This is a genomic window from Bacillus sp. 3a (assembly GCF_017161885.1).
Taxonomy (GTDB): domain Bacteria; phylum Bacillota; class Bacilli; order Bacillales; family Bacillaceae; genus Bacillus; species Bacillus safensis.
In genome coordinates this window covers 878,833-904,738 of the sequence record NZ_CP067376.1, presented here as the reverse complement: position 1 = coordinate 904,738, position 25,906 = coordinate 878,833, and the positions used below count along the sequence as shown (strand labels likewise).

At 42.1% G+C, this 25,906-nt stretch carries 28 protein-coding genes; 16 read left to right on the top strand and 12 right to left on the bottom strand.

Annotated features, from left to right (window positions below):
- Positions 1–26 precede the first annotated feature (26 nt).
- The 4 genes from budA (at position 27) to chrA (ending at position 2,559) form a co-directional block, all read left to right on the top strand.
- Positions 27–797 (top strand): acetolactate decarboxylase, encoded by a 771-nt coding sequence (budA, locus tag JJ692_RS04430; protein ID WP_024423683.1) that lies wholly within the window; start codon positions 27–29, stop codon positions 795–797.
- Positions 798–948: 151 nt separating this feature from the next.
- Positions 949–1,425, top strand: coding sequence for a chromate efflux transcriptional regulator ChrS (gene chrS, locus JJ692_RS04425; RefSeq protein ID WP_024423684.1), 477 nt, complete (start codon positions 949–951; stop codon positions 1,423–1,425).
- Between the two features lie 16 nt (positions 1,426–1,441).
- The gene (gene chrB / locus JJ692_RS04420) at positions 1,442–2,023 is read left to right on the top strand and encodes a chromate efflux transporter ChrB (RefSeq protein ID WP_122631650.1); all 582 of its coding nucleotides are present in this window, start codon (positions 1,442–1,444) and stop codon (positions 2,021–2,023) included.
- Positions 2,023–2,559, top strand: coding sequence for a chromate efflux transporter ChrA (chrA, locus tag JJ692_RS04415; protein WP_024423686.1), 537 nt, complete (start codon positions 2,023–2,025; stop codon positions 2,557–2,559). Before chrB ends, chrA begins: the two co-directional genes overlap by 1 nt.
- A gap of 33 nt (positions 2,560–2,592) precedes the next feature.
- Here chrA and JJ692_RS04410 read toward each other — a convergent pair whose 3' ends face one another.
- Both JJ692_RS04410 and JJ692_RS04405 read right to left on the bottom strand, forming a co-directional pair.
- Positions 2,593–3,912 (bottom strand): UDP-glucose dehydrogenase family protein, encoded by a 1,320-nt coding sequence (locus tag JJ692_RS04410; protein ID WP_024423687.1) that lies wholly within the window; start codon positions 3,910–3,912, stop codon positions 2,593–2,595.
- A gap of 116 nt (positions 3,913–4,028) precedes the next feature.
- Positions 4,029–4,172 carry a YwzD family small protein gene (locus JJ692_RS04405; RefSeq protein WP_003214884.1) on the bottom strand — a complete coding sequence of 48 codons (144 nt, stop codon included), beginning with the start codon at positions 4,170–4,172 and terminating at the stop codon, positions 4,029–4,031.
- Between the two features lie 186 nt (positions 4,173–4,358).
- On the opposite strand from JJ692_RS04405, the gene JJ692_RS04400 reads away from it, so the two are divergent.
- Positions 4,359–5,966: an SWIM zinc finger family protein gene (locus tag JJ692_RS04400; RefSeq protein ID WP_151039783.1), complete on the top strand. Its 1,608-nt coding sequence runs from the start codon at positions 4,359–4,361 to the stop codon at positions 5,964–5,966.
- The gene (locus tag JJ692_RS04395; RefSeq protein WP_056765594.1) at positions 5,953–8,730 is read left to right on the top strand and encodes a DEAD/DEAH box helicase; all 2,778 of its coding nucleotides are present in this window, start codon (positions 5,953–5,955) and stop codon (positions 8,728–8,730) included. Before JJ692_RS04400 ends, JJ692_RS04395 begins: the two co-directional genes overlap by 14 nt.
- 69 nt (positions 8,731–8,799) lie before the next feature.
- Here the strand turns inward: JJ692_RS04395 and ytvA are convergent, their stop codons facing one another.
- The 3 genes from ytvA to JJ692_RS04380 all read right to left on the bottom strand — a co-directional run bounded on the left by ytvA (position 8,800) and on the right by JJ692_RS04380 (position 11,364).
- The gene (gene ytvA / locus JJ692_RS04390; protein WP_151039781.1) at positions 8,800–9,588 is read right to left on the bottom strand and encodes a YtvA family blue-light photoreceptor; all 789 of its coding nucleotides are present in this window, start codon (positions 9,586–9,588) and stop codon (positions 8,800–8,802) included.
- A 153-nt stretch (positions 9,589–9,741) separates the two neighbouring features.
- On the bottom strand, positions 9,742–10,602 hold the full coding sequence (locus JJ692_RS04385; protein ID WP_225315516.1) for a Cof-type HAD-IIB family hydrolase: 861 nt from the start codon (positions 10,600–10,602) through the stop codon (positions 9,742–9,744).
- A gap of 405 nt (positions 10,603–11,007) precedes the next feature.
- Entirely contained in the window at positions 11,008–11,364 is a 357-nt protein-coding gene (locus JJ692_RS04380) for a hypothetical protein (RefSeq protein WP_151039778.1), read from the bottom strand.
- Between the two features lie 117 nt (positions 11,365–11,481).
- Here JJ692_RS04380 and JJ692_RS04375 point away from each other — a divergent pair, with 117 nt between their 5' ends.
- Entirely contained in the window at positions 11,482–11,892 is a 411-nt protein-coding gene (locus tag JJ692_RS04375; protein WP_024423692.1) for a YwpF-like family protein, read from the top strand.
- A gap of 27 nt (positions 11,893–11,919) precedes the next feature.
- Here the strand turns inward: JJ692_RS04375 and mscL are convergent, their stop codons facing one another.
- Positions 11,920–12,315, bottom strand: a complete 396-nt coding sequence (gene mscL, locus JJ692_RS04370) for a large conductance mechanosensitive channel protein MscL (RefSeq protein ID WP_024423693.1) — start codon at positions 12,313–12,315, stop codon at positions 11,920–11,922.
- Positions 12,316–12,442: 127 nt separating this feature from the next.
- Positions 12,443–12,877 carry a 3-hydroxyacyl-ACP dehydratase FabZ gene (fabZ, locus tag JJ692_RS04365; RefSeq protein ID WP_012011512.1) on the bottom strand — a complete coding sequence of 145 codons (435 nt, stop codon included), beginning with the start codon at positions 12,875–12,877 and terminating at the stop codon, positions 12,443–12,445.
- A 219-nt stretch (positions 12,878–13,096) separates the two neighbouring features.
- Between fabZ and JJ692_RS04360 the strand changes: the two genes are divergently transcribed.
- Positions 13,097–14,152 carry a tetratricopeptide repeat protein gene (locus JJ692_RS04360; RefSeq protein ID WP_151039776.1) on the top strand — a complete coding sequence of 352 codons (1,056 nt, stop codon included), beginning with the start codon at positions 13,097–13,099 and terminating at the stop codon, positions 14,150–14,152.
- A 14-nt stretch (positions 14,153–14,166) separates the two neighbouring features.
- Here the strand turns inward: JJ692_RS04360 and JJ692_RS04355 are convergent, their stop codons facing one another.
- The 4 genes from JJ692_RS04355 to spoIIID all read right to left on the bottom strand — a co-directional run bounded on the left by JJ692_RS04355 (position 14,167) and on the right by spoIIID (position 17,444).
- The gene (locus tag JJ692_RS04355; RefSeq protein WP_034281197.1) at positions 14,167–14,985 is read right to left on the bottom strand and encodes a flagellar hook-basal body protein; all 819 of its coding nucleotides are present in this window, start codon (positions 14,983–14,985) and stop codon (positions 14,167–14,169) included.
- A gap of 30 nt (positions 14,986–15,015) precedes the next feature.
- Positions 15,016–15,855, bottom strand: a complete 840-nt coding sequence (locus tag JJ692_RS04350) for a flagellar hook-basal body protein (protein WP_061110178.1) — start codon at positions 15,853–15,855, stop codon at positions 15,016–15,018.
- Positions 15,856–15,979: 124 nt separating this feature from the next.
- A complete protein-coding gene (mbl, locus tag JJ692_RS04345) occupies positions 15,980–16,981 on the bottom strand; it encodes a cell shape-determining protein Mbl (RefSeq protein WP_007497573.1) in 1,002 nt (333 codons plus the stop codon).
- Positions 16,982–17,165: 184 nt separating this feature from the next.
- Entirely contained in the window at positions 17,166–17,444 is a 279-nt protein-coding gene (spoIIID, locus tag JJ692_RS04340) for a sporulation transcriptional regulator SpoIIID (protein WP_008343327.1), read from the bottom strand.
- Positions 17,445–17,791: 347 nt separating this feature from the next.
- Here spoIIID and JJ692_RS04335 point away from each other — a divergent pair, with 347 nt between their 5' ends.
- The 3 genes from JJ692_RS04335 (at position 17,792) to JJ692_RS04325 (ending at position 20,122) form a co-directional block, all read left to right on the top strand.
- Positions 17,792–18,205, top strand: coding sequence for a MarR family winged helix-turn-helix transcriptional regulator (locus JJ692_RS04335; RefSeq protein WP_024423697.1), 414 nt, complete (start codon positions 17,792–17,794; stop codon positions 18,203–18,205).
- 15 nt (positions 18,206–18,220) lie between these two features.
- Positions 18,221–19,408 (top strand): MFS transporter, encoded by a 1,188-nt coding sequence (locus JJ692_RS04330; protein ID WP_073207698.1) that lies wholly within the window; start codon positions 18,221–18,223, stop codon positions 19,406–19,408.
- Positions 19,409–19,522: 114 nt separating this feature from the next.
- Positions 19,523–20,122, top strand: a complete 600-nt coding sequence (locus JJ692_RS04325; RefSeq protein ID WP_024423699.1) for an undecaprenyl-diphosphatase — start codon at positions 19,523–19,525, stop codon at positions 20,120–20,122.
- A gap of 38 nt (positions 20,123–20,160) precedes the next feature.
- Here the strand turns inward: JJ692_RS04325 and JJ692_RS04320 are convergent, their stop codons facing one another.
- Positions 20,161–21,549, bottom strand: coding sequence for an MFS transporter (locus JJ692_RS04320; protein WP_073207701.1), 1,389 nt, complete (start codon positions 21,547–21,549; stop codon positions 20,161–20,163).
- A 157-nt stretch (positions 21,550–21,706) separates the two neighbouring features.
- On the opposite strand from JJ692_RS04320, the gene JJ692_RS04315 reads away from it, so the two are divergent.
- The 5 genes from JJ692_RS04315 (at position 21,707) to JJ692_RS04295 (ending at position 25,831) form a co-directional block, all read left to right on the top strand.
- Entirely contained in the window at positions 21,707–22,594 is an 888-nt protein-coding gene (locus tag JJ692_RS04315) for a transporter substrate-binding domain-containing protein (protein ID WP_073207704.1), read from the top strand.
- A gap of 42 nt (positions 22,595–22,636) precedes the next feature.
- The gene (locus JJ692_RS04310; RefSeq protein WP_080652918.1) at positions 22,637–23,314 is read left to right on the top strand and encodes an amino acid ABC transporter permease; all 678 of its coding nucleotides are present in this window, start codon (positions 22,637–22,639) and stop codon (positions 23,312–23,314) included.
- Between the two features lie 10 nt (positions 23,315–23,324).
- Complete coding sequence (locus JJ692_RS04305) at positions 23,325–24,065, top strand: amino acid ABC transporter ATP-binding protein (RefSeq protein ID WP_044333374.1); 741 nt, start codon at positions 23,325–23,327, stop codon at positions 24,063–24,065.
- 192 nt (positions 24,066–24,257) lie between these two features.
- Entirely contained in the window at positions 24,258–25,466 is a 1,209-nt protein-coding gene (locus JJ692_RS04300; RefSeq protein ID WP_024426325.1) for an ammonium transporter, read from the top strand.
- Between the two features lie 17 nt (positions 25,467–25,483).
- Positions 25,484–25,831 carry a P-II family nitrogen regulator gene (locus tag JJ692_RS04295; RefSeq protein ID WP_024423704.1) on the top strand — a complete coding sequence of 116 codons (348 nt, stop codon included), beginning with the start codon at positions 25,484–25,486 and terminating at the stop codon, positions 25,829–25,831.
- Positions 25,832–25,906: the final 75 nt, after the last annotated feature.

Below are 25,906 nucleotides of genomic sequence, written 5' to 3'. Positions count from 1 at the left end.
ACATTACATTAAAGGAGTGAGCGGTTATGGGTATGATGCACCCAATGAATCAACAGAATGACACAAGACAGCATGACAAACAGCAAGAGGTCTATCAAGTATCGACAATGACCTCCCTGCTGGAAGCCGTATATGATGGAGATTTCTCCCTCGCACATATTCCTGAACACGGTGATTTTGGCATCGGTACATTCAATCAATTAGATGGAGAGCTGATCGGCTTTGACGGCGCATTCTACCGGCTGCGCTCGGATGGAACAGCGACACCGGTCACCAATCAAGATTATTCACCTTTCTGCTCTCTAGCATTCTTTGAAACAGATATCGTTCATCGAATTGATGCACCTATGACGTCCAAAGAACTTGAAGAAGAAATCGATCGCATTTTACCAAGTAAAAATATCTTTTATGCGGTCCGCATTGATGGATCATTCAAAAAGGTTCAAACACGTACGGTTGAAAAACAGGAAAAACCTTACGTTCCGATGGTAGAAGCAGTCAAGTCTCAGCCTATTTTTGACTTTGAGGATATTCAAGGTACGATCGCAGGCTTCCGTACACCGCAATACGCACACGGTATTGCGGTGAGTGGATATCATCTTCATTTTATTGATGAAGATCGAAGTGTTGGCGGACACGTATTTGATTACACCGTTGATCAAGTCACCATCCGCATTTCTCAAAAACGCCATATGAATTTACATCTGCCAAATACGCAGGAATTCTTCCAAGCAGACATTGATAGAGCTGACCTTGCACAGCAAATTGCAAGTGCAGAAAGCAGTCCGGATCAATAAATGAAAACACCCCGATGAGATCGGGGTGTTTTTTTATGCATAAAGATAATTTCTTGCATACAATGTTTTCGTTTCGATAGCAAATGATAATTCATCCATTCTATTCGTAATAAATATGATAGAATATCAACAGAAGAAAGGTGGTTATACGGTGTCAAAAGACTATAGCATTCCAAACCTAACATTAGACGAAAGAGATAAACAAATTTTATCCCTATTACACGAGGACGGGCGCATGTCTTATACAGATCTCGGCAAACAGGTCGGTCTGTCACGTGTTGCCGTACAAGCCCGCATTCAGCAGCTCGTTGAAGCAGGGGTCATTGAACGATTCACCGCTGTAATTAACCCCGCGAAGGTCGGCATTCATGTCTCTGTCTTCTTTAATGTAGAGGTAGAGCCGAAATTTTTAGAAGCGGTTGCCCTTCAGCTTGAAAAGGAAACGGCTGTCACAAGCCTTTATCACATGACAGGACCAAGCAAGCTGCATATGCATGGCATTTTTCAACATGAACAGGAAATGGAGACTTTCCTGACAAAAAAGCTATACCCGCTAGAAGGCGTTGTCAGTGTGGACTGCCAAATGCTCATTAAACGATACAAAAGCCGCATGGGCATGAAATTGTAGACAGGAGTTGAACCACTTGCAATCATATATCGAACTCATTATCGCTATGGTGCGAACCGGTATTCTCGGTTTTGGCGGAGGCCCTTCCGTGATACCGCTTATTCGCCATGAAGCGGTGGTGAAATACCAATGGATCAACGATGACGAATTCGGAGAAACACTCGCCATCGCCAATGCATTACCAGGCCCGATCGCAACAAAAATGTCAGCATACCTCGGCTATCGATTAAAGGGCGTATCTGGCGCAATTGTCGCCACAGCTGCTCATATTTTACCAACATGTCTCGCCATGGTAGCCCTTGTCACACTTGTCAGCGTCTTAAGCTCCTCACAAATCATTCAAAATATGATTGGCGCTGTGACCCCAGTCATTGCTGTTCTTTTAGGTATCATGGCATATGAGTTTGGACAAAAAGCGCTGAAAGGCTTCGGCATGATCTTCGGGGTCGCTCTATTCCTTCTTGCCTTTATTGGGCTGCAAGTGCTGTCCATTCATCCAGGAATTATTGTCATGATCTTTTTACTTTATGGCGCCTTTCATTTTAAACTGAAAAATCGCTGGAATCGGCCAAATAAAGAGAAAGGAGTGTCTTCATGATGCTGATTCTCTTTTTATTCTGGGCATTCTTTTTATCCAATCTATTAGGATATGGCGGTGGCCCTGCATCCATCCCGCTCAATTATGAAGAAATCGTCAATCATTTTCATTGGATGACGAACGAAGGATTCTCCAATATGCTGGCTTTAGCCAATGCACTGCCGGGGCCAATCGCTACGAAGATTGCAGCATATGTCGGCTATGACGTCATGGGCTGGCCAGGCTTTATCGTGGCACTGCTTGCAACTGTCCTGCCATCCGCTGTTGGGCTGATTTTATTGCTCAAACTGATTGACCGCTTTCGTCAATCTCCCGTCGTAAAAGGCATGACCTTATCCGTTCAGCCTGTCATTGCGATGATGATGCTTTTATTAACATGGGAAATCGGCGGAGATGCTGTGAAAGCCATCGGCTGGACGCAATCGCTCGCCATTGCTGCGATCTCCTTTTTCTTGATGACCAAATTCAAGCTGCACCCTGCCTTTCTTATTGTGGCTGCTTTCTTATATGGCGGATTCATTCTGCCGCATTCATAAAAACCGATAACATTCACTGTTATCGGTTTTCTTTTAGATATAAATTGGAGAAACTGATCTGCGCCCAATCGAATGATACTCGACCCCCGCTTGTTCTGCCGCTTCAAGTGTATGACAGTTTCGTCCATCGAAAATAAGCGGCCGCTTCATCCATTTCTTATAGGAAGCGAGTGGAAACGACTGAATATCCGCCCACTCCGTTAATAGACAGACCGCATCGGCATCCTTGATCGCTTCCTCAATCGTTTGAGCAAATAAGACTTGATCCGGCAGCTTGCGAGCTGCATGCCGGGCAGCAACAGGATCATATGCCACAAGCTCCGCACCTAATTGATGGAGCTCATGAGCGATCGGAATAGATGGCGCCTCCCTCATATCATCTGTATTCGGTTTAAAGGAAAGACCAAGAAGCGCAATTCGCTTCCCTTCAAGAGCTGCCCCCAGCCGCTCCTCAATATTTCGGATAAAACCTGCACGCTGCTCATTATTTACTTTGATGACAGCCTTTAACAGCTCAAAATCATGGGACACATGCCCTGCAATTTGGACAAGTGCATTTGTATCCTTTGGAAAACAAGAACCTCCGTAGCCAATGCCCGCTCTGAGAAAGGAAGAACCAATCCGCTGATCAAGCCCCATTCCCTGCGCCACCCATTCAACATCAGCCCCTGTTTTTTCACAAATGGAGGCAATCTCATTCATAAAGCTGATTTTTGTCGCAAGAAATGCATTTGATGCGTACTTGATCATTTCAGCACTTTTACGGTCTGTTTTCACCAACGGAAGGTGGAAATCAGCATACATGTCCTCCAGCTGATCTAATACGGCTTTTGTTTCAGCTCCAATCACTAGCCGATCCGCCCTCAATGTATCTGAAATGGCAGAGCCTTCCCGTAAAAATTCTGGGTTAGATGCAATCGCTAGTGGCTCCTTCCGTCCTAATTCTTGATGGATCAACTGATCGATTTGATCACCCGTTCCGACAGGCACCGTACTTTTCACCACAAGAATCGCCCCTGACTTTGCTTTTAAACCCATCTCTTTTGCAGCCTGAAACACATACTGTAAGTCAGCTTGGCCATCTGCCTGCTGCGGGGTGCCGACTGCAATCATTAACACATCAGCCCGCGGGTAGACTTCCGCTCCATTTATGTGAAAATGAATTCGTCCCTGCTCAAGGTTGCGTTTCAATAACTCTTTTAACCCGGGCTCATACATTGGGGGGGTTCCCTGTTTCAGCTGCATGACCTTTCGGCGGTCAATATCAATACACGCCACATCATGACCTGCCTCCGCTAAACACACACCTGTCACAAGCCCCACATACCCACAGCCTGCAATCGCAATATTCATGACTCCATCAGCTCCCCATACTCCTTATGCTTGTAATGACATCGTATGCCGGGAGCGTTCATTCCATTCTTAAAAGCATACAAAAACCCCCTGCCATCACTAGCAGGGGGTCACTTTTATGAAACAAGACCATTTCGAATATGAGCAATCAGATTTTCAAGCATTTCTTTTGTTGTGACATCATTTGAATTTTCACCAATATCATGAGCGTACATCAAAATCTTTAAAAACTCTTCTTGATTTAAACCCTTATTATCCATGTCTGTATCCTTTCGATTCCACTAATTTCATTATTATATGCTGTAAGGTTGGTTTATGCAATACTCTATTACATCATTCGACAGCTTTTGAAATTTATGACCATTTTCATGAAAAACTTTTTTATAAATCCCCATTGAGCTATAATAAAAGAATTGGAATCTTTTACTTGGTTAGGAGCGGATCAAATGCTTCAGCACAACATCAACGAAGAAGAAATCAAACAAACAGCCGAACAGATCAAAGAACTTCTTCCTGCAACAGATGAAAACAAACAACTCATCAAAAAAGCATTGATTACTTATAGACAGGACAGCGTATATCGGCTCAAGCAAGAGTCTGATACCGAATGGTCAGCTTATGTACATGATGTCGTGGCAGCAAGAGTCCACCTTCATGTGCTGTTTCCTGTGAGAAGCAGCTGCTCATGTCCAGCAGATGGACTTTGTAAACACATTCTCGCTGTCTTCTTTTCGCTATACGCTCAAGTAGAGAGTGTGACCGGATTTACAGAACATTGGTCAGAAAAGGATGAATTACAGCGCAGCAAAGAACTGATTCGCCAGCACTTCCAAGTGAAGCGCCCAGACGAACAATCACTCCAAAGCTGGCTGACTTTTTTCCAAGAGGAATTTAACCTCTGGCTGAAACGGACACCGAAGCACCAGCAAACACCGCAACATTTATATTACGGCTATTTATCGATCCTAAAAAAACACGCACCTGCTTCACCTGAATTCAAGAGCTTGTATGCGATTCATACGTCGATCGATGTATGGCTGAGGCTTCATGAACTCATCGACCTCGGCCGGCTTGATGCCGAAAAAGACTTTTATTCCATGAATCCCTATGTAGAACAGCTCATGAACACCATTTTCGATTCAGTGGATCATTTGAAGACATACGCCCTTTCCTTTTCCCTCGATCCGTTTCTTGAAAACACACCAACTGCCGTTCGCACACTTCTTCAAATCAATGGACCTTTCCAGCATGAACGAGTAGCGGTCTTTATGGAGATTTGGGGCACCATATTAAATAGAGGGAAATGGGTCAAAAAAGAAACAGAATTACTAAAGAACGCCCAGAAGAAAGAACAAACGGTTGAACGTACCATCGGGCTGATGCACATGGATTATTTACTGAAAGAAGACGAAAGCCTCTTTCAGCAATTACAGCTGCTCAATGCGGATATGCTGCCAAATGTGCTCAATTGGCTGAAGGATCTCACAAACCGAAAGGACTGGAAGCGGCTCAAGCTCTGGTATCATGAAATCACCTATATATTAGAGGAATATTGCCAGCTCGACCTTTCCTACAGAGAACTGCGGGGAGCCGTCAGTGATTTCTTCTTTTATTTAGATGCATACTTTAAGCAGACGAAGGATCATCATTTATATGAACGTTATCTCCAAATCTGTATGCCCTATGCGTTTACAGAATACAGTCAGCTCTTGTATGCACAGCAGCGTTATGCGGAATGGATTGAGATTCACAGCCTTGTTGGTTTCTCCATTAGTGAACTGGAGAAGGATTTGATCAAACAGATTGCAAAAGAGGAGCCAGAAGCCCTCATTCCATCGTACCACCGTGAAATCTCACTGCTTCTCGATCAAAAGAATCGAAGTGCTTATCGAGAGTCTGTAAAAATGCTGAAAAAACTGCGCACGCTTTATCATAAAACGAAAAAAACCGCGATCTGGGAAAGGTATGTAAAGCAGCTGCAAGATTCAACAAAACGGCTGCGTGCGTTCCAAGAGGAAATGAAGAAAGGAAAATTGATTGATGACACGCCATAAACAAATTGTCATTCATGCAGAACAAACTGAAGATTTCTCTTTCACCATTTCAGCGCAAGCAGAGGACGGACACCCTGTTCCGCTTAATGAAATGAAGAGGCAGCTTTTCCAATGGCACGAATCTTCTTTCTACGGAACATTTTTAGAAGATGTCAGCTTTATTGGCACTCCTGCCTTTCTATTAAGCCCTTGGATGACCGTTGAATTGCTAGGAAAAAATTCATTTAATACGTTTAGTCATGTGACATTAACGGATGAAACGGAACCACTGATGAAGACAGCCTCCACCATTTACGAATTCATCGAGGACGAAGATTTCGTTCCCGATTATGAGGCGTGGACAAAAGGCGAGCTTCGTTTTAAAGATAAAGAAGGCCTATTAGACGGCTATACGGCTGATTGGTTCTCCTTTGCTGTACAAGATTACATTCAGTATGATGATGCCTTGCAGCACAAATGGAACCGTATGACTGCACAATCGCCTGCGCTCTCATCCTTCCAAGGACATTTTTTAGATGAGCAGGATTTCCTGGAGACGATTGGCTGGATTGATGACGAGACGCCGTTCACTGTCGGCTTGCGCTTAAACGAGCCTGATTTTGACGGTGATGATTGGAAAATCGAATTGTTTTTACGTGATAAGAAAAACAGCGACCTTCACTTTTTTGAAGGCATTCGTTCATTGAAAAGGTCTTGGCACCCGTATCAAGATAAAATTTCAAGAGAGCTGGAACGATTCAGTCAAATTGTGCCTTGGCTTTCTTTCACATCTGGTACCACACTTATGTCAGAAGAAGAAGCATGGCTCTTCCTATCTGAAGCAAGTGAAACACTTGTCAATATGGGCATTGAGATTCTGCTCCCATCATGGTGGCAAATTGTTAAAGACAGCACGATGATGTTAAAAGCAAGGATTTCTTCTACACCGCGAGGCGAATCGCATGTCGGAATGGACGCATTAATGGACTTTAATTGGCGCTTTGCTACAAACGGCATTGAACTGACAGAAGATGAGTTCAACGAACTTGTCCAAAGCAAACGACGTCTTGTCAATATTCGAGGACAATGGATCAAAATAGATCCGACCTTCATCCAGCAAATGAAAAAGTGGATGGAGCGTGCCGAAAATGAAGGGCTTCACATGTCTGATATTTTGTCACGCGAACTGGCAGATCAAGAAGCTTCCTCTGAATCGATTCCAGAACTGCTAGACAGTTCAGCATTTGCCCATATTCAATTTGAACTTTCATCGCAATTAAGAGGGCTTGTCCACCAATTAAATGATTCGCACGAGCTGCCTTCTTACGAAATGAGTGAGTCCTTCAAAGGCACACTGCGTCCGTATCAGCAGCATGGCGTGAATTGGCTTTTATTTTTAAGATCTCATGGATTTGGGGCTTGTTTAGCAGATGATATGGGACTTGGAAAAACGATTCAAATGATCGCGTATTTCACGTATTTGAAGGAGCAGGAGCAAAATGCCGCTCCATCTCTCATCATTGCGCCGACCTCTGTTTTAGGAAACTGGCAGCGAGAGCTCGAAACATTCGCACCACATTTGAAGGTTGCCCTGCATTATGGCCCATCGCGTCCACAGGGAGAGGACTTCACAAAAGCATACGAGTCAACAGATATTGTCTTGACGTCTTATGGACTCTCACATTCTGATCGTGATGAATTAACGGCAGCAAAGTGGAATACCATTTGCTTAGACGAAGCCCAAAACATCAAGAACGCCCATACGAAACAATCAAGAGCGATTAGACAGCTCAAAGGACAGCATCACATTGCCCTCAGCGGGACACCAATGGAAAACCGTTTGACAGAGCTTTGGTCCATATTCGACTTCGTCAACAAAGGATATCTCGGCAGCCTGACCAGCTTCCATAAAAAGTTCGTCCTTCCGATTGAAAAAGACCGTGAAGAAAAAAGAATTGAACAGCTCCAGCAGCTGATCAAACCATTTTTATTAAGACGAACAAAACAAGATGAAGAGGTTGCCCTGAACCTGCCTGAGAAACTCGAAGAAAAAGAATTCATTCCGCTCTCCGCTGAGCAGGCGTCTTTATATGAACAGCTCGTGAAGGATACATTTGAACATATGGCATCATTAACAGGGATGCAGCGAAAAGCCATTATTTTAAGTATGCTTGGCAGACTCAAACAGATTTGTGATCACCCTGCACTCTATTTAAAAGAGAGCGGTACAGATGTGAAACTGCTGAAACGTTCGTTAAAAATGGATAAACTCGCAGAGCTGTTAAAAGCGATACATGAGCAAGGAGAAAGCTGTCTCATCTTTACGCAGTATATTGAAATGGGCAACATGATCAAGCAGCTGGCAGAAAAGATGTTTGGAGAACCAGTCCAATTTTTAAATGGCAGCCTCTCAAAACAAGAGCGGGACAAAATGGTGGATCGCTTCCAGAAGAAAGAATTCAACATCTTAATTCTCTCTTTAAAGGCAGGAGGAACAGGACTCAACCTAACCGCCGCAAACCATGTCATTCACTACGATAGATGGTGGAATCCTGCTGTGGAAAACCAAGCGACAGACCGAGCTTATCGGATTGGACAAAAACGATTTGTTCACGTCCATAAGATGATCACAACGGGCACAATCGAGGAAAAAATCGATCAAATGCTCGAAACAAAACAAACATTAAATGATCAAATTATCCAAAGCGAAAGCTGGATTACAGAGCTATCGACAAACGAACTAGAAGACTTATTTACCTTAAGTGCCGCCGCTCAATCATCTTAATCACAGCAAAAAGAGGACTTTTCTCAAGCCTAATGAAAAGTCCTCTTTTTTGTTTCATATAAACGTACGCTAAATGTTCAGTTTTTTCAATGCAGATTTCACATTCATAAACGTATTTAATTCACGGAAGTCCTCTCTCATTTCTCCCATTTTCATTGCAAGATTCGGTTTAATTCCTGTCACAATGAGTTCAGTACCTGTCATTAAAATCAAATCGTTCAGCTTAAAGATCGCATCTGCCACAAATGAATCCACTTCTAATAATCCGGACAGATCGACAATAAAATAATCATCCTTGGATTGAGAGATATAGGTGGAGACCGTTGAAATGATCTTATCAAATCTAGGCGCTGTTAACGTACCAATGATCGGTAACACAGAGATACCATCTTTCACCGGAACGATGGGGACAGAAATATTCAGCACTTCATCAATTGATTGCTCAAGAAGCTCCTGCTGTTCCTTCTCTTTCGTGACATCCTTTTGCAGACCAACGAAATAAAGACGTTTTCCTTCCTTTTCGTCAATCCAAAGAGGAGCGACACTTAACTCGTTCCAAAACATTTGTCCAGATTTTTTATAATTTTTCAGCTGAACCGTGACAGCCTCTTTGTTCTCAATGGCTGTTCTAATTTGCTTGAGAGCGATTTGCTCAGTTTCATCTCCTTGAAGGAAACGACAATTCTTCCCCAATACTTCGGGTTCTTGATAGCCTGTCATATCTAAAAAGCCCTTATTCACATATATTAAAGGATTATCAGGTAAAGACGGGTCCGTCACCGTCAGGCCAACCTGAGTATAGTCCAAGGCTTCCTTGATTAAATGCAGATTTTCGGACTTATAAGATTCCAGCGCCATTCGTTTAGTCTCCTTAATTTCCTTACAAGTGGGTTTTATTCATAATTAAATTATATGATGTTCCACATCATGTGTAAATAGAAGTGGTTCTGAATTCCTCTTTTGTAGAATGCGCTTCATCCTATGTGATTTATACCACGACATCTAATTCATCTATTTCAAAAGGTGCCGGATCATATGCGCGACTCCGTGTTCATCATTTGATAACGTCACGTGATCAGCGATTTCTTTTATATCCTGTCTCGCATTTCCCATCGCAACCCCAACACCAGCTGCTTGAAGCATCGATTCATCGTTTAAACTGTCTCCTACAGCCGCTGCCCTACTTAAAGGAATACCTAGTCTTTCTGCCAGCCTTGTTAATGCCTGCCCTTTAGACGCGTCCTTTGAACCAATTTCAAAGTTATGATCAGCCGAACTGACCAATGTTAAATCTGAATCATCACCAAACTCATCCCATCCGGCTTTCAATCTGTCTTGAAAGAAAGAAAAACCTAAGATGTTGTAAAATGAAAGCTTTCGATCCTCACGAAACAATTCTTTATATGTATCAATATAAGAAAAACCCGACTGGCTGTATTGAACTTCTGCCGCTTTCTTTAAGACATTCTGATCCGTTTCTGGATTTGCACTTTTTAAACGGTCCATTTCAATCGCAAGAAGCTCTCTGCCGCGATTCGGTGTGAAAATGGCTTCGTTTGTAAAGACTTCATAATAATAATCACGTTCTTCAAGCCATGACAGGATGTGTTTAGCCTTTTCTTCTTGTAAAGCAGCTGAATGGTACACTTGTCCAGTTGGATCATGAATCACAGCTCCATTGGCACTAATCACCCATGTATTCATACCAAGCTGGTCAAAAATAGACCTCACATCAAAATACGCTCTCCCTGTTGACACGACAACCTCAATTCCATTCGCAGCTGCTTCCTTTAATGCCTGCTCGTTTTCCTGACTCACTTTGTGTTCACTGTTTAATAAAGTTCCATCTAAATCCGTTGCGATTAATTGAATGTTTGTCATCGTTCTCTCCTTTTTGTCTTTATTTTCAACCGACATACCGTAACAAAATCCATCATCATTATGAAATGAGTATCCACTATTTGCAAGAGCTGATCGGTTAAACAGTGAATAAAAGGGTATCCGGCCACGCAAACATGACCGGATACACACAAAGGGGATTCACAAGGGGACACATGACCTATACAAAGAAGCATTGGTTCTATATTACGCAGTGTTCATATGCACAAGGCAGCATCTATCAGCTTTAGCTAGAGGGGGGCTGTCAGATGATAGACGTTACCTTTTGATTCGGGACTTGCCTCCTTTCCTTTCAGCTACCCCTAGTCTACGGAGAAAGACCGTATGTGACAAAACAGGAAAATAGCAAAATAGGCCTTTAAATTCTCTATATCCTCATTAATTTCTGTTTTTTACCGCTTGCGTATAAAACATCATCTTGTTTTGTTTGATGAAATACTTATTTTTCATAAATTGATAAAAAATATCTGAATGAATCCAATTACTAGAAGGCATGTGAATATAATCAGATCCGTCCCACGCAAACCAATAAAAACAAAGTCGGCCATCATGAACCGACAGCTGAAACTCAAAACAGTCCATTTGATCCTCGGTGACATATTGAAACGTGAGTGACTCTCCTTCTTCCATATACACATCACAAAATGAAAGAATGTCTCCCCACGAATAAACACGTATATCACTCTTTGCCTTGTCGTAGCCAATATGAATGTTTCTCAATTGATAGGACTCCATAAAACATCTCCTTTCACTCATGTGCAGTTAGTTCTAAGCAGGCAGCGGTTTCATTTATACAGATGTTGTATGCTATAATGATACTTACGAATAATGAACGCTTGTGAGGTGATAAATATGAAAACCTTTAGGCTGATTGATTTAAAAATTGAACTTGATCCACAGCAAGATAAAATGTCCAGCATTCCCCTTCGTGACGGTTTAATCATTAATAAAGAAGACGGTGAAAATCACTGGATGATCGAAGCACTCATTCCAAAGAAACATAGACAGGTGTTTGAGGTGCTCTTTCAGCAGCACACAGAAGTGAAGATTCTTGTAACGATCACTAAAGAAAACAACCGCCCTGTTCATCTATCTGTCCAAGTCAAAAACATCGTTGCCTTAGAAGAAAACATTTCTGTGTTACTCGATGGTAAAATGATTACAAATCGTTACAGAACAGAAACTGAAGAAGTATTAAAAGACCTCGTCAAAGAGGGGCTGTCAGGAGAAAAACTACTGGATGCTTTTAAACAAAACACATAAAAAAGAGCGGGATCAGCCGCTCTTTTTCTATTGCACATCTTTAGACTGGCTTTGATTTTTCAATAGATCTCTAATTTCAGTTAGCAGAACTTCCGTTTGATCCGGCGTTTCCACAACCTCTTCTTCCTCAACCTTTTTCCGTTTTAACTTATTCAAATAACGAATAAAGATAAAAATGGAAAACGAGATAATTAAGAAATCAACCACTGTTTGAATAAAGTTCCCATATAAAATTTGAGCCGCTCCGATTTTAATGGATAGACCGCTAAAATCATGCCCTCCAATAATAATACCGACAAGCGGCATAATTAAATCATTCACAAGAGAAGTGACAATTTTGCCAAATGCTCCCCCAATGATGACACCTACAGCCAAGTCAATGACATTTCCCTTGACGGCAAATTCTCTAAATTCTTTCAGCATCCTTTATCACCTTCATCTTTTTGTGTCTAATATGACGTTTTTTTGTCAAAATTGCAAGTCCTTGTCCGTTCTAACTGAACGTTTTTAAATAAAAAAGCGATTCATGCTTGATGAACCGCCAGGAAAATCATGATACTTTAGGACCGATAGAAAATGTCAGTTCTGCTTCACATGCAACTTCGCCATCTACTGTCGCTACTGCTTTTCCTTTTGCAACCGGCCCGCGGAGGCGCGTCACTTCAACCTCTAAACGAAGCTGGTCACCGGGCTTGACCTGTCTTTTGAAGCGGCATCCGTCAATCCCTGCAAACAAACCAATCTTTCCTTTGTTTTCTTCCTTGCCTAACATAATCACACCAAAAACCTGTGCGAGTGCTTCTACTATAAGCACACCAGGCATGACTGGGTAACCAGGGAAATGGCCGTTAAAAAATTCTTCATTCACTGTGACATTTTTAATTCCAACCGCTCTTTTTTCTCCCTCAACCTCTAGAATACGGTCGACCAATAAGAATGGATAACGGTGTGGAATAATGTCTTGAATTTGCTGAGCATCAAGCATATCTTGATCTCTCCTTCTTTTCTATATCGCTTATCTTCATTTGATTCCTATAGAAGTATATTATGAATGCTGGCATTTTTCAATATTCGCCTTATACATATGGTAAAAAATAGAATCTACCATTACCAATTGTCATCAAATATAATCCACACTACACTCATTGTTTTTTCACAAATATGGTAATATATATTACAACATTGATTGAATAAGAGGGTAAAAATGAATTTTATGAGCGATAAATCCATAAAAAAACTTCTCCATTCCTGGTATACAATGCTAAAGCATCGACATTTTTCGAAGGCTGAAGAAATCAAAAAAACACTGCTAAAATATAAACGCAAATTATCAAAAAAACAGGAACTCTATTTCCATTATCAGCTGATGCTTTTCCGTCATCAGCTCTGGATGAATCAGACAGATGACTTAGAAAAACTCAAACATGAACTGCTGCCCCACAAAGATGAAATGAACGAAGAACTGCAATATTATTTTTATTTCTTTCTCGGATTATATGAATCTTTAAAAAGTGATCAAAATGATGCGATTCATTATCTCGAAAAGGCAGAGGAACGACTGCCATTACTTAACGATGAGCTGGAGGAAGCAGAGTTCCATTTCCGTACAAGCGGTGTTTATTATAACAACCGTTACTCGTTGTTATCGATTCGTCATATTCAAAAAGCCATGGATATTTTTGCAAAGCACGGAGATATCCATAGCATCTATCGGTGTAAAATTGTGCTCGCTCTTAACTATAGCGACCAAAAAAAATATAAGGAAGCGGAAGATATTTTCATTGAAATTATTGATTATGTGAAAAAGATTGATGATCAAGAGCTGCTCGGTATCGTTTACTATGATGCTGGCTTTATTCAGTCAAGACAAAACCGTCATAAGGAAGCGCTAGAATACTTCAAAAAAGCACTTCGTCTTCCAGCATACCGAAAGTCAGCACACTCCTATGTATCGTGCCTATACGAAACTGTGCGTTCCTGTTTTAAAGAAAATTTAACCGATGAAGGGATGAAATATATTCAAAAAGGACTGAAAGAAGCCGTTGCTTCCCAGTTTGATATATTAAGAATGAAGTTTCAAATCTTATCTCTTCTCTACAGCCAAACGCCAAAGGCAGATGAGCAGATCGCCACGCTCGTCACATGTCTTGAACGAAAAGAAGCCTGGATTGATCTTGAGGATCTGCTTGCTGATGTCTCAGATTTTTATAAAAAAAAGGGCGACTTTGAGCGAGCCGCCTTTTTTATCATGAGAGGCTGATACCAGCCTGCTGATTATCGAATTGTATTAATTAATCCCAGCATTTGATCGCCCATCGTAATCGTTCTAGAATTCATCTGATAGGAACGCTGTGTTGTCATGAGGTCTGTTAATTCTTTCGACATGTCCACATTTGACGTTTCCAGTGCACCTTGCTGAAGCTGAATCGCCTCTCGGTTTGCTCCATTTAGTGCTGTTAATGCGCCTTGATAAGTTCCGTCGACCGAGAACAAATTATCTCCTTCAGAGACAAGTGCTGACGAATTATTGACTTGTACAACGCCTAGATTCACTTGCTGATTCGGTTGATTATCTCTTGAAATCGCCGTAAGCCGTCCATTTTTATCAATTGAAATATCACGGAAATTCGCATTTAAGACGATTGCATTTCCGTTTTCATCAAGAATCGGATAGCCTTCGCTCGTGACAAGCTGCACTTGGTTACGGTTATTGCCCGGCTGTAAGTAAAGTGAGCCATCTCTTGTATAACGGATATTACCGCCGGCGTTGACCTGCAAATACTGCGACGGCGCTCCGAAGGCAACATCAAGATCACGTCCTGTTTCTTTAATCGAGCCTTGCAGCGAGTTAATGGACGCATTGACCATTGTACCCGTTCCAAGCCTTAACCCAGCAGGTGTCAGACGACTGTTTGCCACCTGCTCATTTTTTTCATCTACCTGATTAAACTGTTGTCTGATCAGCTCTGAGAAACGGGTATTTTTCGCACGGTATCCTGTTGTTTCACTGTTCGCGATGTTGTTGCTGATGATGTCAAGCTGCTTTTGCACTTCATTCATCGATACAGCTGCATTTATCATCGTTCTAAGCATAATTTTCCTCCTTTCTTTTTCATTTCTTGATTAGTACACTCTGCCAATTTCATTCACTGCTTTTTCTAAGCTTTTATCATACGCCTGAACCACTTTTTGGTTTGTTTCAAATGCTCGGTAAGCCGTTGTCATATCTGTATATGATTTCGTCACATCCACGTTCGACAGCTCCGATACGCCTTGGCTTAACGTATAGGACATTTGACCGTTATTGACTGCACTTGGCAGGGGCTGGTTATCAGCTGTACGGTATAAATCATTTCCTTCACGCGCTAGGTTTCTTGTATCCATCGCAACACGTACATCGATTTGACCAAGATTTTGGCCATTTTCAGACACAGTACCATCTGCATTCACTTTGAAGTTCTCACTCTGAACCGTAATCGGCTGACCCGTCACGGAAAGAAGAGCGCGGCCATTAATGGTCAGCTGATTTTGTGCGTTCAATGTAATGGAGCTGCTTTTCGTATAACGAACGCCTTCTGGTGTGTTGACCGCATAAAATAGCGCTGATTTCTGATTGGTCTCCGGATTGATCGGCACATTATTTTCAACTAGTGCTACATCTGTTGTTTGATCTGTTGTTTTTAAAGTTCCCTGTGTAAATTGAGGGATTAATTCCTGCATATATGTCCCAGTATTGATTCCACCAATCGGCGATTGCAGTGGAACACTAAAGCCTTTGCCTGAGGATGTTTGGAATCGTCCTGATTCCATTCGGCTCAGCAGCATTTCTGGAAATGCACGCATTGCCCCTTCATCCGCTTTATATCCTGGGGTATTCGCATTTGCGATATTATTTGAAAGCATTTCTGTCCGCCGCTCTTGAGCGATCATGGCAGATGTTGCGGTGTATAGTCCTTTTAACACGTGCTCACCTCATTCAAATTCTTTCACATGACCTAAACACAATCTTCTATGAAATATATCGGCTGATTAGCAGGGTTCTTTAATAAAAATCCCCCATTCTTTCTAAAAAGAATGAGGGAAATCATTAGCTGAGTTTACGCTTTGGCAGCTTGTCCATATTATCAAGCATCACGCCCGTACCAACTGCTACACAGTCCATTGGATTTTCAGCAACGAAAACTGGTACTTTCAGCTCTTCTGCAAGCAATTGATCAAGCCCGTTTAGAAGAGCTCCGCCACCTGTAATGATGACGCCGCGATCGATAATATCAGCTGATAATTCAGGCGGTGTTCTTTCAAGAACTTGTTTCGCAGCCTGAACAATCGCAGATACAGATTCACGCAATGCTTCTTCTACTTCTTTGCTTGTGACGGTAATCGTTCTTGGTAATCCTGTCACCATGTCTCGTCCACGAATCGAAATCTCTTCGTGACGTGCGTCTGGGAATACCGTTGCAACTTGGATCTTAATATCCTCAGCCGTGCGCTCACCAATCAACAGCTTGTACTCTTTTTTAATGTAGTTTAGAATTTCCAGATCAAATTTGTCTCCAGCCATTTTAATAGAAGAGGCGGTTACAATGTCACCCATTGAGATGACAGCGATATCTGTCGTTCCGCCTCCAATATCTACGACCATGTTTCCACTTGGCTGAAAAATATCCATACCAGCACCAATCGCTGCTACTTTTGGCTCTTCTTCAAGAAATACATGCTTACCACCGCTTTTTTCAGCAGCTTCTTTGATCGCCTTCTGCTCAACAGATGTAATATTTGTCGGGCAGCAGATGAGCATACGCGGCTTAGAGAACAGCCCTTTCACATTTAATTTGTTAATAAAATGCTTGAGCATCGCTTCAGTTACTTCAAAATCAGCGATTACGCCGTCTTTTAATGGACGAATCGCAACAATATTCCCAGGCGTACGTCCAACCATACGTCTAGCCTCTTCTCCAACAGCCAAAACTTTCCCGCTGTTTTTATCAAGAGCTACCACAGATGGTTCATTTAACACAATTCCTTTTCCTTTGACATGAATCAGTACATTTGCAGTACCAAGATCAATTCCAATATCCCTAGCAAACATCTATATATATCCTCCTTGAAAATCTGTTTCCATAGCAAATACCACATTCTGCCCTAATTATATATTCTATCATAATTTGCAGAAAAAAAGATATTTCTTTACAAAAGTCTTTACAAAATTTGTGGTTAGAAACTACCGATATGAGGAAGATATATATATCATGTTTATGAACAAAGAACTAAGCTTACTGTTTCACAGGTTCGCCTTCTAGAATTTCTTCTTTTTTATACTTTAACTTGGTGGCTTCTCCTCCTCGCAAGTGGCGGATTGATTTATGATAATCCAGTATCTCCTTCACTTCATTAGCCAGATCTGGATTAATTTCTGGCAGTCTTTCTGTTAGATCCTTGTGTACAGTACTTTTAGAGACTCCAAATTCTTTCGCAATAACACGAACGGTTTTCTTTGTCTCCACGATATACTTTCCTATCTTGATTGTTCGCTCTTTGATGTAATCGTGCACACCACTCGACCTCCCTAAAATGGATGTGAGAAGTGTGAAATGAGATCCGTATGAAGATTATCCATTTTCAGCGGCGCTTGTTCGTCGTAATTTCTCATCCATTAGGTAGTAAATGCCAAACACGATCCCTCACCTCAAACACTCTCTTTGTCAGGTTTGTAACAGTGTATTAGCATTGAATAGGGAATATGCTAAAAATGAAGATGGGACAAGGGATTTATCAGAAAAGGCAAAACAAAAAATCATTTCGGGGCGCGAAAATTTCCACTTTACAAGAAAGGGTTCAGCACGTAAAATAGAAAAGGTGAATTTATTTACCTAGCTAAATATTTAAAAAAGGTGAGCATATGGATACGTTAAATAGAGAGTGTTTACATCAAATACATCAAGGCGCACGGCTGCTGTCTAAAAAGGCGAACGAAGCGCTTGCTGCTTATGACTTGTACATGTCACAGTGGACTGTGCTTTTTTGTTTGGATACATTCGGCCCAAAAACCCAAAAAGACATCTGGACATATTTAAACGTCGAAGCACCGACCATTACCAGAACCGTCACCCGCTTAGAAGCAAACGGCTGGGTAAAACGTGTACAAGGCAAAGACAAACGTGAGAATCTGATCGTGATGACAGATGATGCAAAAGCCCGATTTGAAGAAATCAAACGCACGATGGAACAATTTGAAGAAGAATGTCTTTCAGATTTTACCTACGAAGAAAAACAACTCCTCCATACACTTTTACACAAATTATCTACTGAATAGGAAGTGATATACACCATGAACGAACGCATATGGACAAAAGATTTTATCATGATTGTCCTGGTGAATTTATTTACGTTCACCTCTTTTTATGCCCTTTTGACATTACTGCCCATTTACACAATGGATAAACTAAATGGAACAGAATCACAGGGCGGTCTCCTTGTGACGGTCTTCTTATTATCTGCTATTGTGACAAGACCTTTTTCTGGCGCCATTATTGAGAAATTCGGCAAAAAACGGATGGCGATTTTCTCTTCTACAGCCTTTGCCTTACTCACTTATTTATACATTCCGATTGATCAATTCCAAACGCTTCTTGTGCTGCGTTTCGTACAAGGAATCTTTTTTAGTATTTTGACGACAGTCGCCAGTGCCATTGCGGCTGATATGATCCCGAAACATAAACGCGGGGAAGGACTCGGATACTTTGTGATGTCCATGAACCTCGCTGTTGTCATCGGTCCGTTTATCGCACTAAACCAAGTAGGAAAAATAGGATTTCATTCCTTATTTCTTCTCTTTTCCATTATCGTGACGATCGGAGCCGCTTTTACAATGCTAATTAGACAGCCAGAGCCTGAAAACGGCGGAAGCATCGTCTTCCGATTCACGTTTTCTCACCTGTTTGAAAAAGGCGCATTAAAAACAGCGGCCGTCGGTATTATTATTTCTTTCTGTTATTCGCCGATTATTTCATTTATTTCAGTATATGCCAATTCACTCCATTTGATGGGTGCAAGCAGTTATTTCTTCATTGTGTTTGCGGCTGCAATGCTTGGATCACGTCCATTTACAGGCAGACTTTTTGACCGAGTTGGAGCTCACGTTGTGATCTATCCTTCGATTGCCCTTTTTGCTATTGGTTTATGGATGCTGACAGCGACACATTCAGCCACAATGCTTCTTCTATCAGGCGCTGTGATTGGACTTGGCTATGGTTCGCTCGTGCCATGTTTACAAACACTTGCGATTCAGCACTCACCAGCTCACCGTACGGGGTATGCGACGGCTACTTTCTTTACTCTGTATGATACAGGTATTGCTGCCGGCTCATTTGTCTTTGGACTCCTTGTCAGTTTCACAGACTTTTCAAATGTGTACCTCATTGCAGGCATTGTTGTCTTGCTGAGTATGGGCGTCTTTTATTGGAGCGAACGAAAACCCCAGGAAGCAAATGCACAAAAGGTCTCCCTTTCAGAATAAAAGGATACTATTTTAAACTTCGCCGGAAACATGCTAAAATATAGGATATTTCATATAGAGCATACAGGCTTTTTTGAAAAATAGTTGGCATTAAGCGAAAGTATAGGTGATGTTTTGAATTACGAATTGTTTAAAGTCATACACGGGATGGCTCACCATTCTGAGTTTTTAGATCAGGCCATGATCTTTATTACGAAAAAGGCCATTCTTGTGTACGCCCTTGTCTTATTGATTTGCTGGTTTTTAGGGAATCACAAATTTAAGAAGCATGTCTTCTTTTCCGGTGTAACAGGCATTGCAGCACTTATCGTCAACTTTGCCATTACATTGTTTCATTATGAAGAGCGGCCGTTTGTGGCGCATAAAGTCGACACACTCATCCCGCATTCAGCAGACGCTTCCTTCCCAAGTGACCATACAACAGGTGCATTGGCTCTTTCACTAGCCATTCGATCCCGTAATAAAAAGCTCGGCAACATATTGCTCGTCTTTGGATTACTTACAGGATTCTCCCGCATCTGGGTCGGTCATCATTATCCATTTGATGTTTTAGGCAGCTTGGTCGTATCGATTGTGGTTGTCTTTATCATGAATAAATTATGGAAGTTCTTTGACTCTCCTATCGATCGTATCGTGACATTTTACGAGACAATTGTAGGGAAAATTTTCAGAAGGAAGACAAAGGATCAGGGCTCAGACCTGTCCAATTCTTAAGCGGCCTTGCGATAACGTGATGAAGATTCTTCTCTCACTTATCGCGCCGCTTTTTTTATTGGCTGTCTCCCTCTAACCATATTTGAAAAATAAAGACTGACGCCAATGCCAATAAGAGAAATGATGATCAACGTCCAGCCTAATTGCGCAAAATGAGCACCAGCAATTTCATCCCCAAACAGCATACCAAGCACAGCAGACGACAGAATAGAACCAAGGTAGCGGCATGTTTGAAAAAGTCCAGAGGACGTGCCAATCATTTGCTGAGGGCTTGCCTTGAGCATCGCAGCTTGAAGCGCGACATTCCCAATCCCATAACTGAGCCCAAGCAGCGCCAGAACCAATCCTTTTCCCCATAATGGCGCAGGAATAAAAAAGAAAGTCATGGCAGACGCTCCAGCTAGCATCAATACAGCACTCGCTAAAACTGGATGGCGTTCATCCCCGCGATCCACCCACTTTCCTGTCAGCGGCGATACAATAATGCTCACCCCTGACATACACAGCATAAAAAGACCCGTCATCTCCACACGCCAGCCTAACTCATCCTGAAAATAACTCGGCAAACCAAAAAAGAGACAATAGAAAAAGATATTTAAAATGATAAATTGCACATACACAAGTGACAGCCGCTGCTCTTCTCTGAACATCCGTATTTGAATAAACGGTTCATCCACCTGATACTCCCACCAGATAAAAGCGCCTGCACTCAGGAGACAAAGAATGCCTTGAACATATTGAATGCCATCACCCAGTGATAATAAAAATGAAAGCAGGAGAACAATGCAGACGGTAAAAAGAAGCATCCCTGGCAAATCGAGTGTTCGCACAGTTTCGCCTATGCGCAGCTTTCTTTTTTTCTGCTCTTTCGGAAACAACAATAAACCGAGAAAGAAACTGATCAAAATAAACGGCAGATTCACTAAAAAGATAGCCGGCCAGCCGCCAATGGTCATCAGAAATCCGCCAAGCGTCGGTCCAAGCGCCGTCATCGCTGAAGCAAAAATGGATAATACCGCTAACGCCGAAGCCTGTCTTTCTTGAATATGATCCCGAATGAGTCCGACCCCAGAAGGATAAATGGCACTGCTTCCAATCGCCTGTAACAAACGGATCACAATCAGCACCGCAAACGTTGGGGCAAACGGCGCGCAAATGGCTGAGACTGCGACAAGAACGAGACCGAATAAAAATAAGGTTCTCCGGCTCATCACATGATCCCCAATCCGGCCGCTCACTGGCTGTGTTACTGCACTGGCTAAATAAAAAGAAGAAATAAGCCAAGATACGGTCGTAAACGACAAACCGAATTCATGCTGAATTTGATGCAAGGCCAAAGAAATCATTGATGAATTCAGCGGATTCAACATCGTTCCAAAGGCAATAGCGGTTAAAAAAACTTTTCGATTGTCTCTCCACTTGTTCATACACTGACCTCCTTTTTGCAACCCTTTCGTTATTATGAGATTCATTTCCCTTTTTTACCCTAATCAATTCAAGTTCTCTCTTAGAAAAGCAAGACATACATTCTAAAAAGGACGATTGTTGGAATAACACATATAAAATTGAGAATATGAGGAACAAATGGTAAGATGCTACACATATTTAAAAGCCTACTTTCTCCTTATATGGAGACCGGCTGAAAAGGAGGAGAAGCTTATTATTAAAAAAAGACGGTTTTGGGTCCCAGCCCTTTTCTCGGTTGCAGTATTACTTCTGTCTTCGTGTGGTTCAAATGAAACAAATGGGAACGGAGATAAACGTAATTCTACAGCAAAAGGGTCGCCAATTTTGGAGGATGGAAAATTTATTTTTGCAGCATCAGGTGAATTTCATCCGTTTAGTTACATGGATGGAAATCAGATGTCCGGCTTTGATATCGATGTAGGCAATGCGATTAGTGACAAACTAGGTCTCGAACCTATACAGAAAAAATATAAATTCGCAGGCATCGTCGAAGGCGTGAAAGCAGGTAAATTTGATGCGGCAGTTGCAAGTCATACCATCAATGAGGAACGAAAAAAACACGTCCTTTTTTCTAAGCCCTATTACTACTCTGGTCCGCAAATTTTCACAAGACCCGGATCAGACATTCAGCATGCTGATGACTTAAAAGACAAAGAAATTGCTGTATCCAAAGGATCGTCCTACGCTGATATTGCTAAGGAACATAGCGGGCAAGAACCAAAATATTATGATAGTGATGTCGTCGCCTTAGAAGCACTGGCCAAAGGAAAACACGATGCAGTCGTAACAGATTTCGCCACAGGTGCAGAAGCGATGAAGAAAAAATTGAACATCACAGCGCAGGAAAGACTCGGACAAAGTGAGCAGGCAATTGCTGTATCAAAAGAAAATGAACAGCTCATAAAAGAGATCAACGATGCGATTGACGCACTAAAAAAAGACGGAACATTAAAACAAATTAGCGAAAAGTACTTTGATGAAGACATCACGGTCAAACAAGATTAAAACCACGATTGTGCGCCTTTTTTATAGGCGCACTTTCTTCAAATGGAGATGATTGTTTTGCCTACCCTATCACACTTTTTTCAGACACTGATTGATTCTAGAGGTATTTTCTTAGAAGGAATGCTGATCACCTTACAGCTGACGGTGATCAGCATCTTCATCGGTATGTTCATCGGGCTTTTCTTTGCTTTATTGAAAATATCCCGCATAGCCGTTTTCGGTTATATCGCCAATGCGTATATCTTTCTTGTACGCGGAACACCACTTATTGTTCAAATTTTCATCCTATACTTCGGCCTCACAGAATTGAATATACCCGACTTCTGGGCTGCTTCCATTGCGCTCGCCTTTCATAATGGGGCCTATATAGCGGAAATATTTAGAGGTGCCATCCAATCCATCGATCAGGGGCAAAAAGAGGCAGGACGATCTCTTGGGATGGGTCGTTTTTTAACAATGAGACGCATCATTCTCCCTCAAGCGATGCGGCGCGCCCTCCCCCCTCTTGGCAACCAGTTCATTATCGGCTTAAAAGATTCATCACTCGCCGCATTTATCAGTGTCAATGAACTATTTAACGTCGCCACCACGCAAGGCTCCAACAGTTTTGATAATATGACGTATTTACTTGTTGTCGCCGTCTATTACTTAGTTCTTGTCCTGCTCTTAACATTCGCTGTCCAAACCTTTGAGAAGAAACTATCAGCCAGTGACCAATAGGAGGAGAAGCATGACAGAATCAAAGGAAATCATTCGTATTGAAAAACTCAATAAATATTTTGGAGAGCTTCATGTTTTAAAAGATATCGATCTCACTGTTTATGAAAATGATGTGGTCGTCTTAATTGGCGCAAGCGGTTCTGGAAAAAGCACCCTGCTCCGCTGTATGAACTTTTTAGAAATAAAAAATGATGGAGATATTATCATTGATGGCAGCCCTGTTCATCCAAAGCGAGATCAATTAAACGAAATGAGACAAAAAATAGGGATGGTGTTTCAGCATTTTAATCTTTTCCCGCACAAAACTGTGCTTGAAAATATCATCGAAGCGCCTGTTATGGTGAAAAAAACAAAGAAAGCGCAAGCCATCGCTGAAGCCAGCGCCTTGCTAGAAAAAGTCGGACTTGCGGATAAAGCCAACGTATATCCTTCTAAACTATCAGGCGGCCAAAAACAGCGTGTAGCCATAGCCAGATCTCTCGCCATGAAGCCTGATGTCATGTTATTTGACGAACCTACGTCTGCCCTTGATCCAGAGCTTGTAGGCGAAGTGCTGCAAACGATGAAAAGCCTCGCAAAAGAAGGCATGACCATGGTCATTGTCACACATGAAATGGGCTTTGCGAAAGAAGTTGCCGATCGTGTCGTCTATATGCACGAAGGCCGTATCGTCGAAGAAGGCGTCCCTTCGGAATTGTTTGATTCTCCTAGGGAGGAACGTACAAAACTGTTTCTTAGCTCCATTTTATAGGTCAAACGCCCTTCATTTTTAGTGCTTAACTTACGTTTTTGCTCATTTTTTACGAACTTTTCATCCATTTATATTGAACTTAACCAAAAAACCATGTCAGATAAACTTACATGTATATGTTATATATGACTTTTCTCTCTATAATGAAGAATTAAGAAAACAATAATTCTGAATGATTCGGGGGAATGCAGCATGCAAATGGGTGATACAGTATTTATGTTCTTCTGCGCACTACTCGTGTGGTTAATGACACCGGGTTTAGCTTTATTCTACGGAGGACTCGTGAGAAGTAAAAACGTGTTAAGCACAACCATGCACAGCTTAACGTCACTAGCGATCGTTTCAATCGTATGGATCGTATTCGGTTATTCCTTAGCTTTTGCACCAGGCAATGCATGGATCGGAGGATTAGACTGGGTGGGCCTGAAAGGCGTAGGTTTTGAGCCTGGTTCCTATAGTGAGACCATTCCACATTCATTGTTCATGATGTTCCAAATGACCTTTGCCGTCTTAACAACAGCCATCATCTCAGGAGCCTTTGCTGAACGGATTCGCTACTCAGCAGTCGTTGTATTTACACTCCTTTGGGTCACATTTGTATATGCTCCAGTCGCACACTGGGTATGGGGCGGCGGTTGGATTGGCGAAATGGGTGCGCTTGACTTCGCAGGCGGAAACGTGGTTCACATCTCATCCGGTGTTGCGGGTCTTGTCGTGGCAATTGTGCTCGGGAAGCGTAAAGAAGCGGCAAGCTCTTCTCCGCATAACTTGATCTACACCCTTCTTGGCGGAGCAGTCATCTGGTTTGGCTGGTTTGGTTTTAACGTGGGTAGTGCTCTTACATTAGACAGCGTGGCCATGTTTGCCTTTATTAACACCAATACAGCTGCTGCTGCAGGAATCATCGGCTGGCTGTTAGTAGAGTGGATGATCAACAAAAAACCAACCATGCTCGGCGCGATCTCTGGAGCCATCGCAGGTCTTGTCGCCATTACACCTGCCGCAGGCTTTGTTACACCGTTTGCTTCTATTATAATAGGAATCATTGGCGGGATCGTCTGTTTCTGGGGAGTCTTTTCACTCAAAGCCAAATTTGGCTATGATGACGCACTAGATGCATTCGGCCTTCACGGAATTGGCGGTACTTGGGGAGGAATTGCAACAGGACTTTTCGCCACAACTTCTGTCAATGACGGCGGAGCCAATGGCTTATTTTACGGAGATCCTAGCTTACTTTGGAAGCAAGTGGTCGCGATTGTTGCTACGTACGCTTTTGTTGCCGTTGTGACATACGTGATCATCAAAGTGGTCAATGTCTTCTTCAAAATTCGTGCAACCGAAGAAGAAGAATCAGTGGGTCTTGATTTAACCATGCACGGTGAAAAAGCTTATCAAGATTAAAGAAAAGGGGTGTCTCTATGAGCAAAATGTATAAAGTGGAGATTGTCACACGTCCAGCTAATTTTGAAACATTAAAGGTGGAGCTTGGAAAGATTGGTGTCACCTCGATTACCTTTTCAAATGTACACGGCTGCGGCTTACAAAAGGGACATACAGAGCTATACCGCGGCGTCAAAAAGGAAAGCAACGTGTACGAACGATTAAAGATCGAAATCGTCCTAAGCAAAGTACCTGTCGAACAGGTCGTAGAAACAGCTCAAAAGGTACTTCGTACAGGCGAACCAGGGGATGGGAAAATTTTTATATATGAGGTAGCGAATACAATCAACATCCGGACAGGTGAAGAAGGACCTGCCGCCCTATAGTGTATCCTCCGCCGAGTGGCGGGGGATCTTTTTAAGCAGAAAAAACCTCTGCATATTCATATACACAGAGGACCT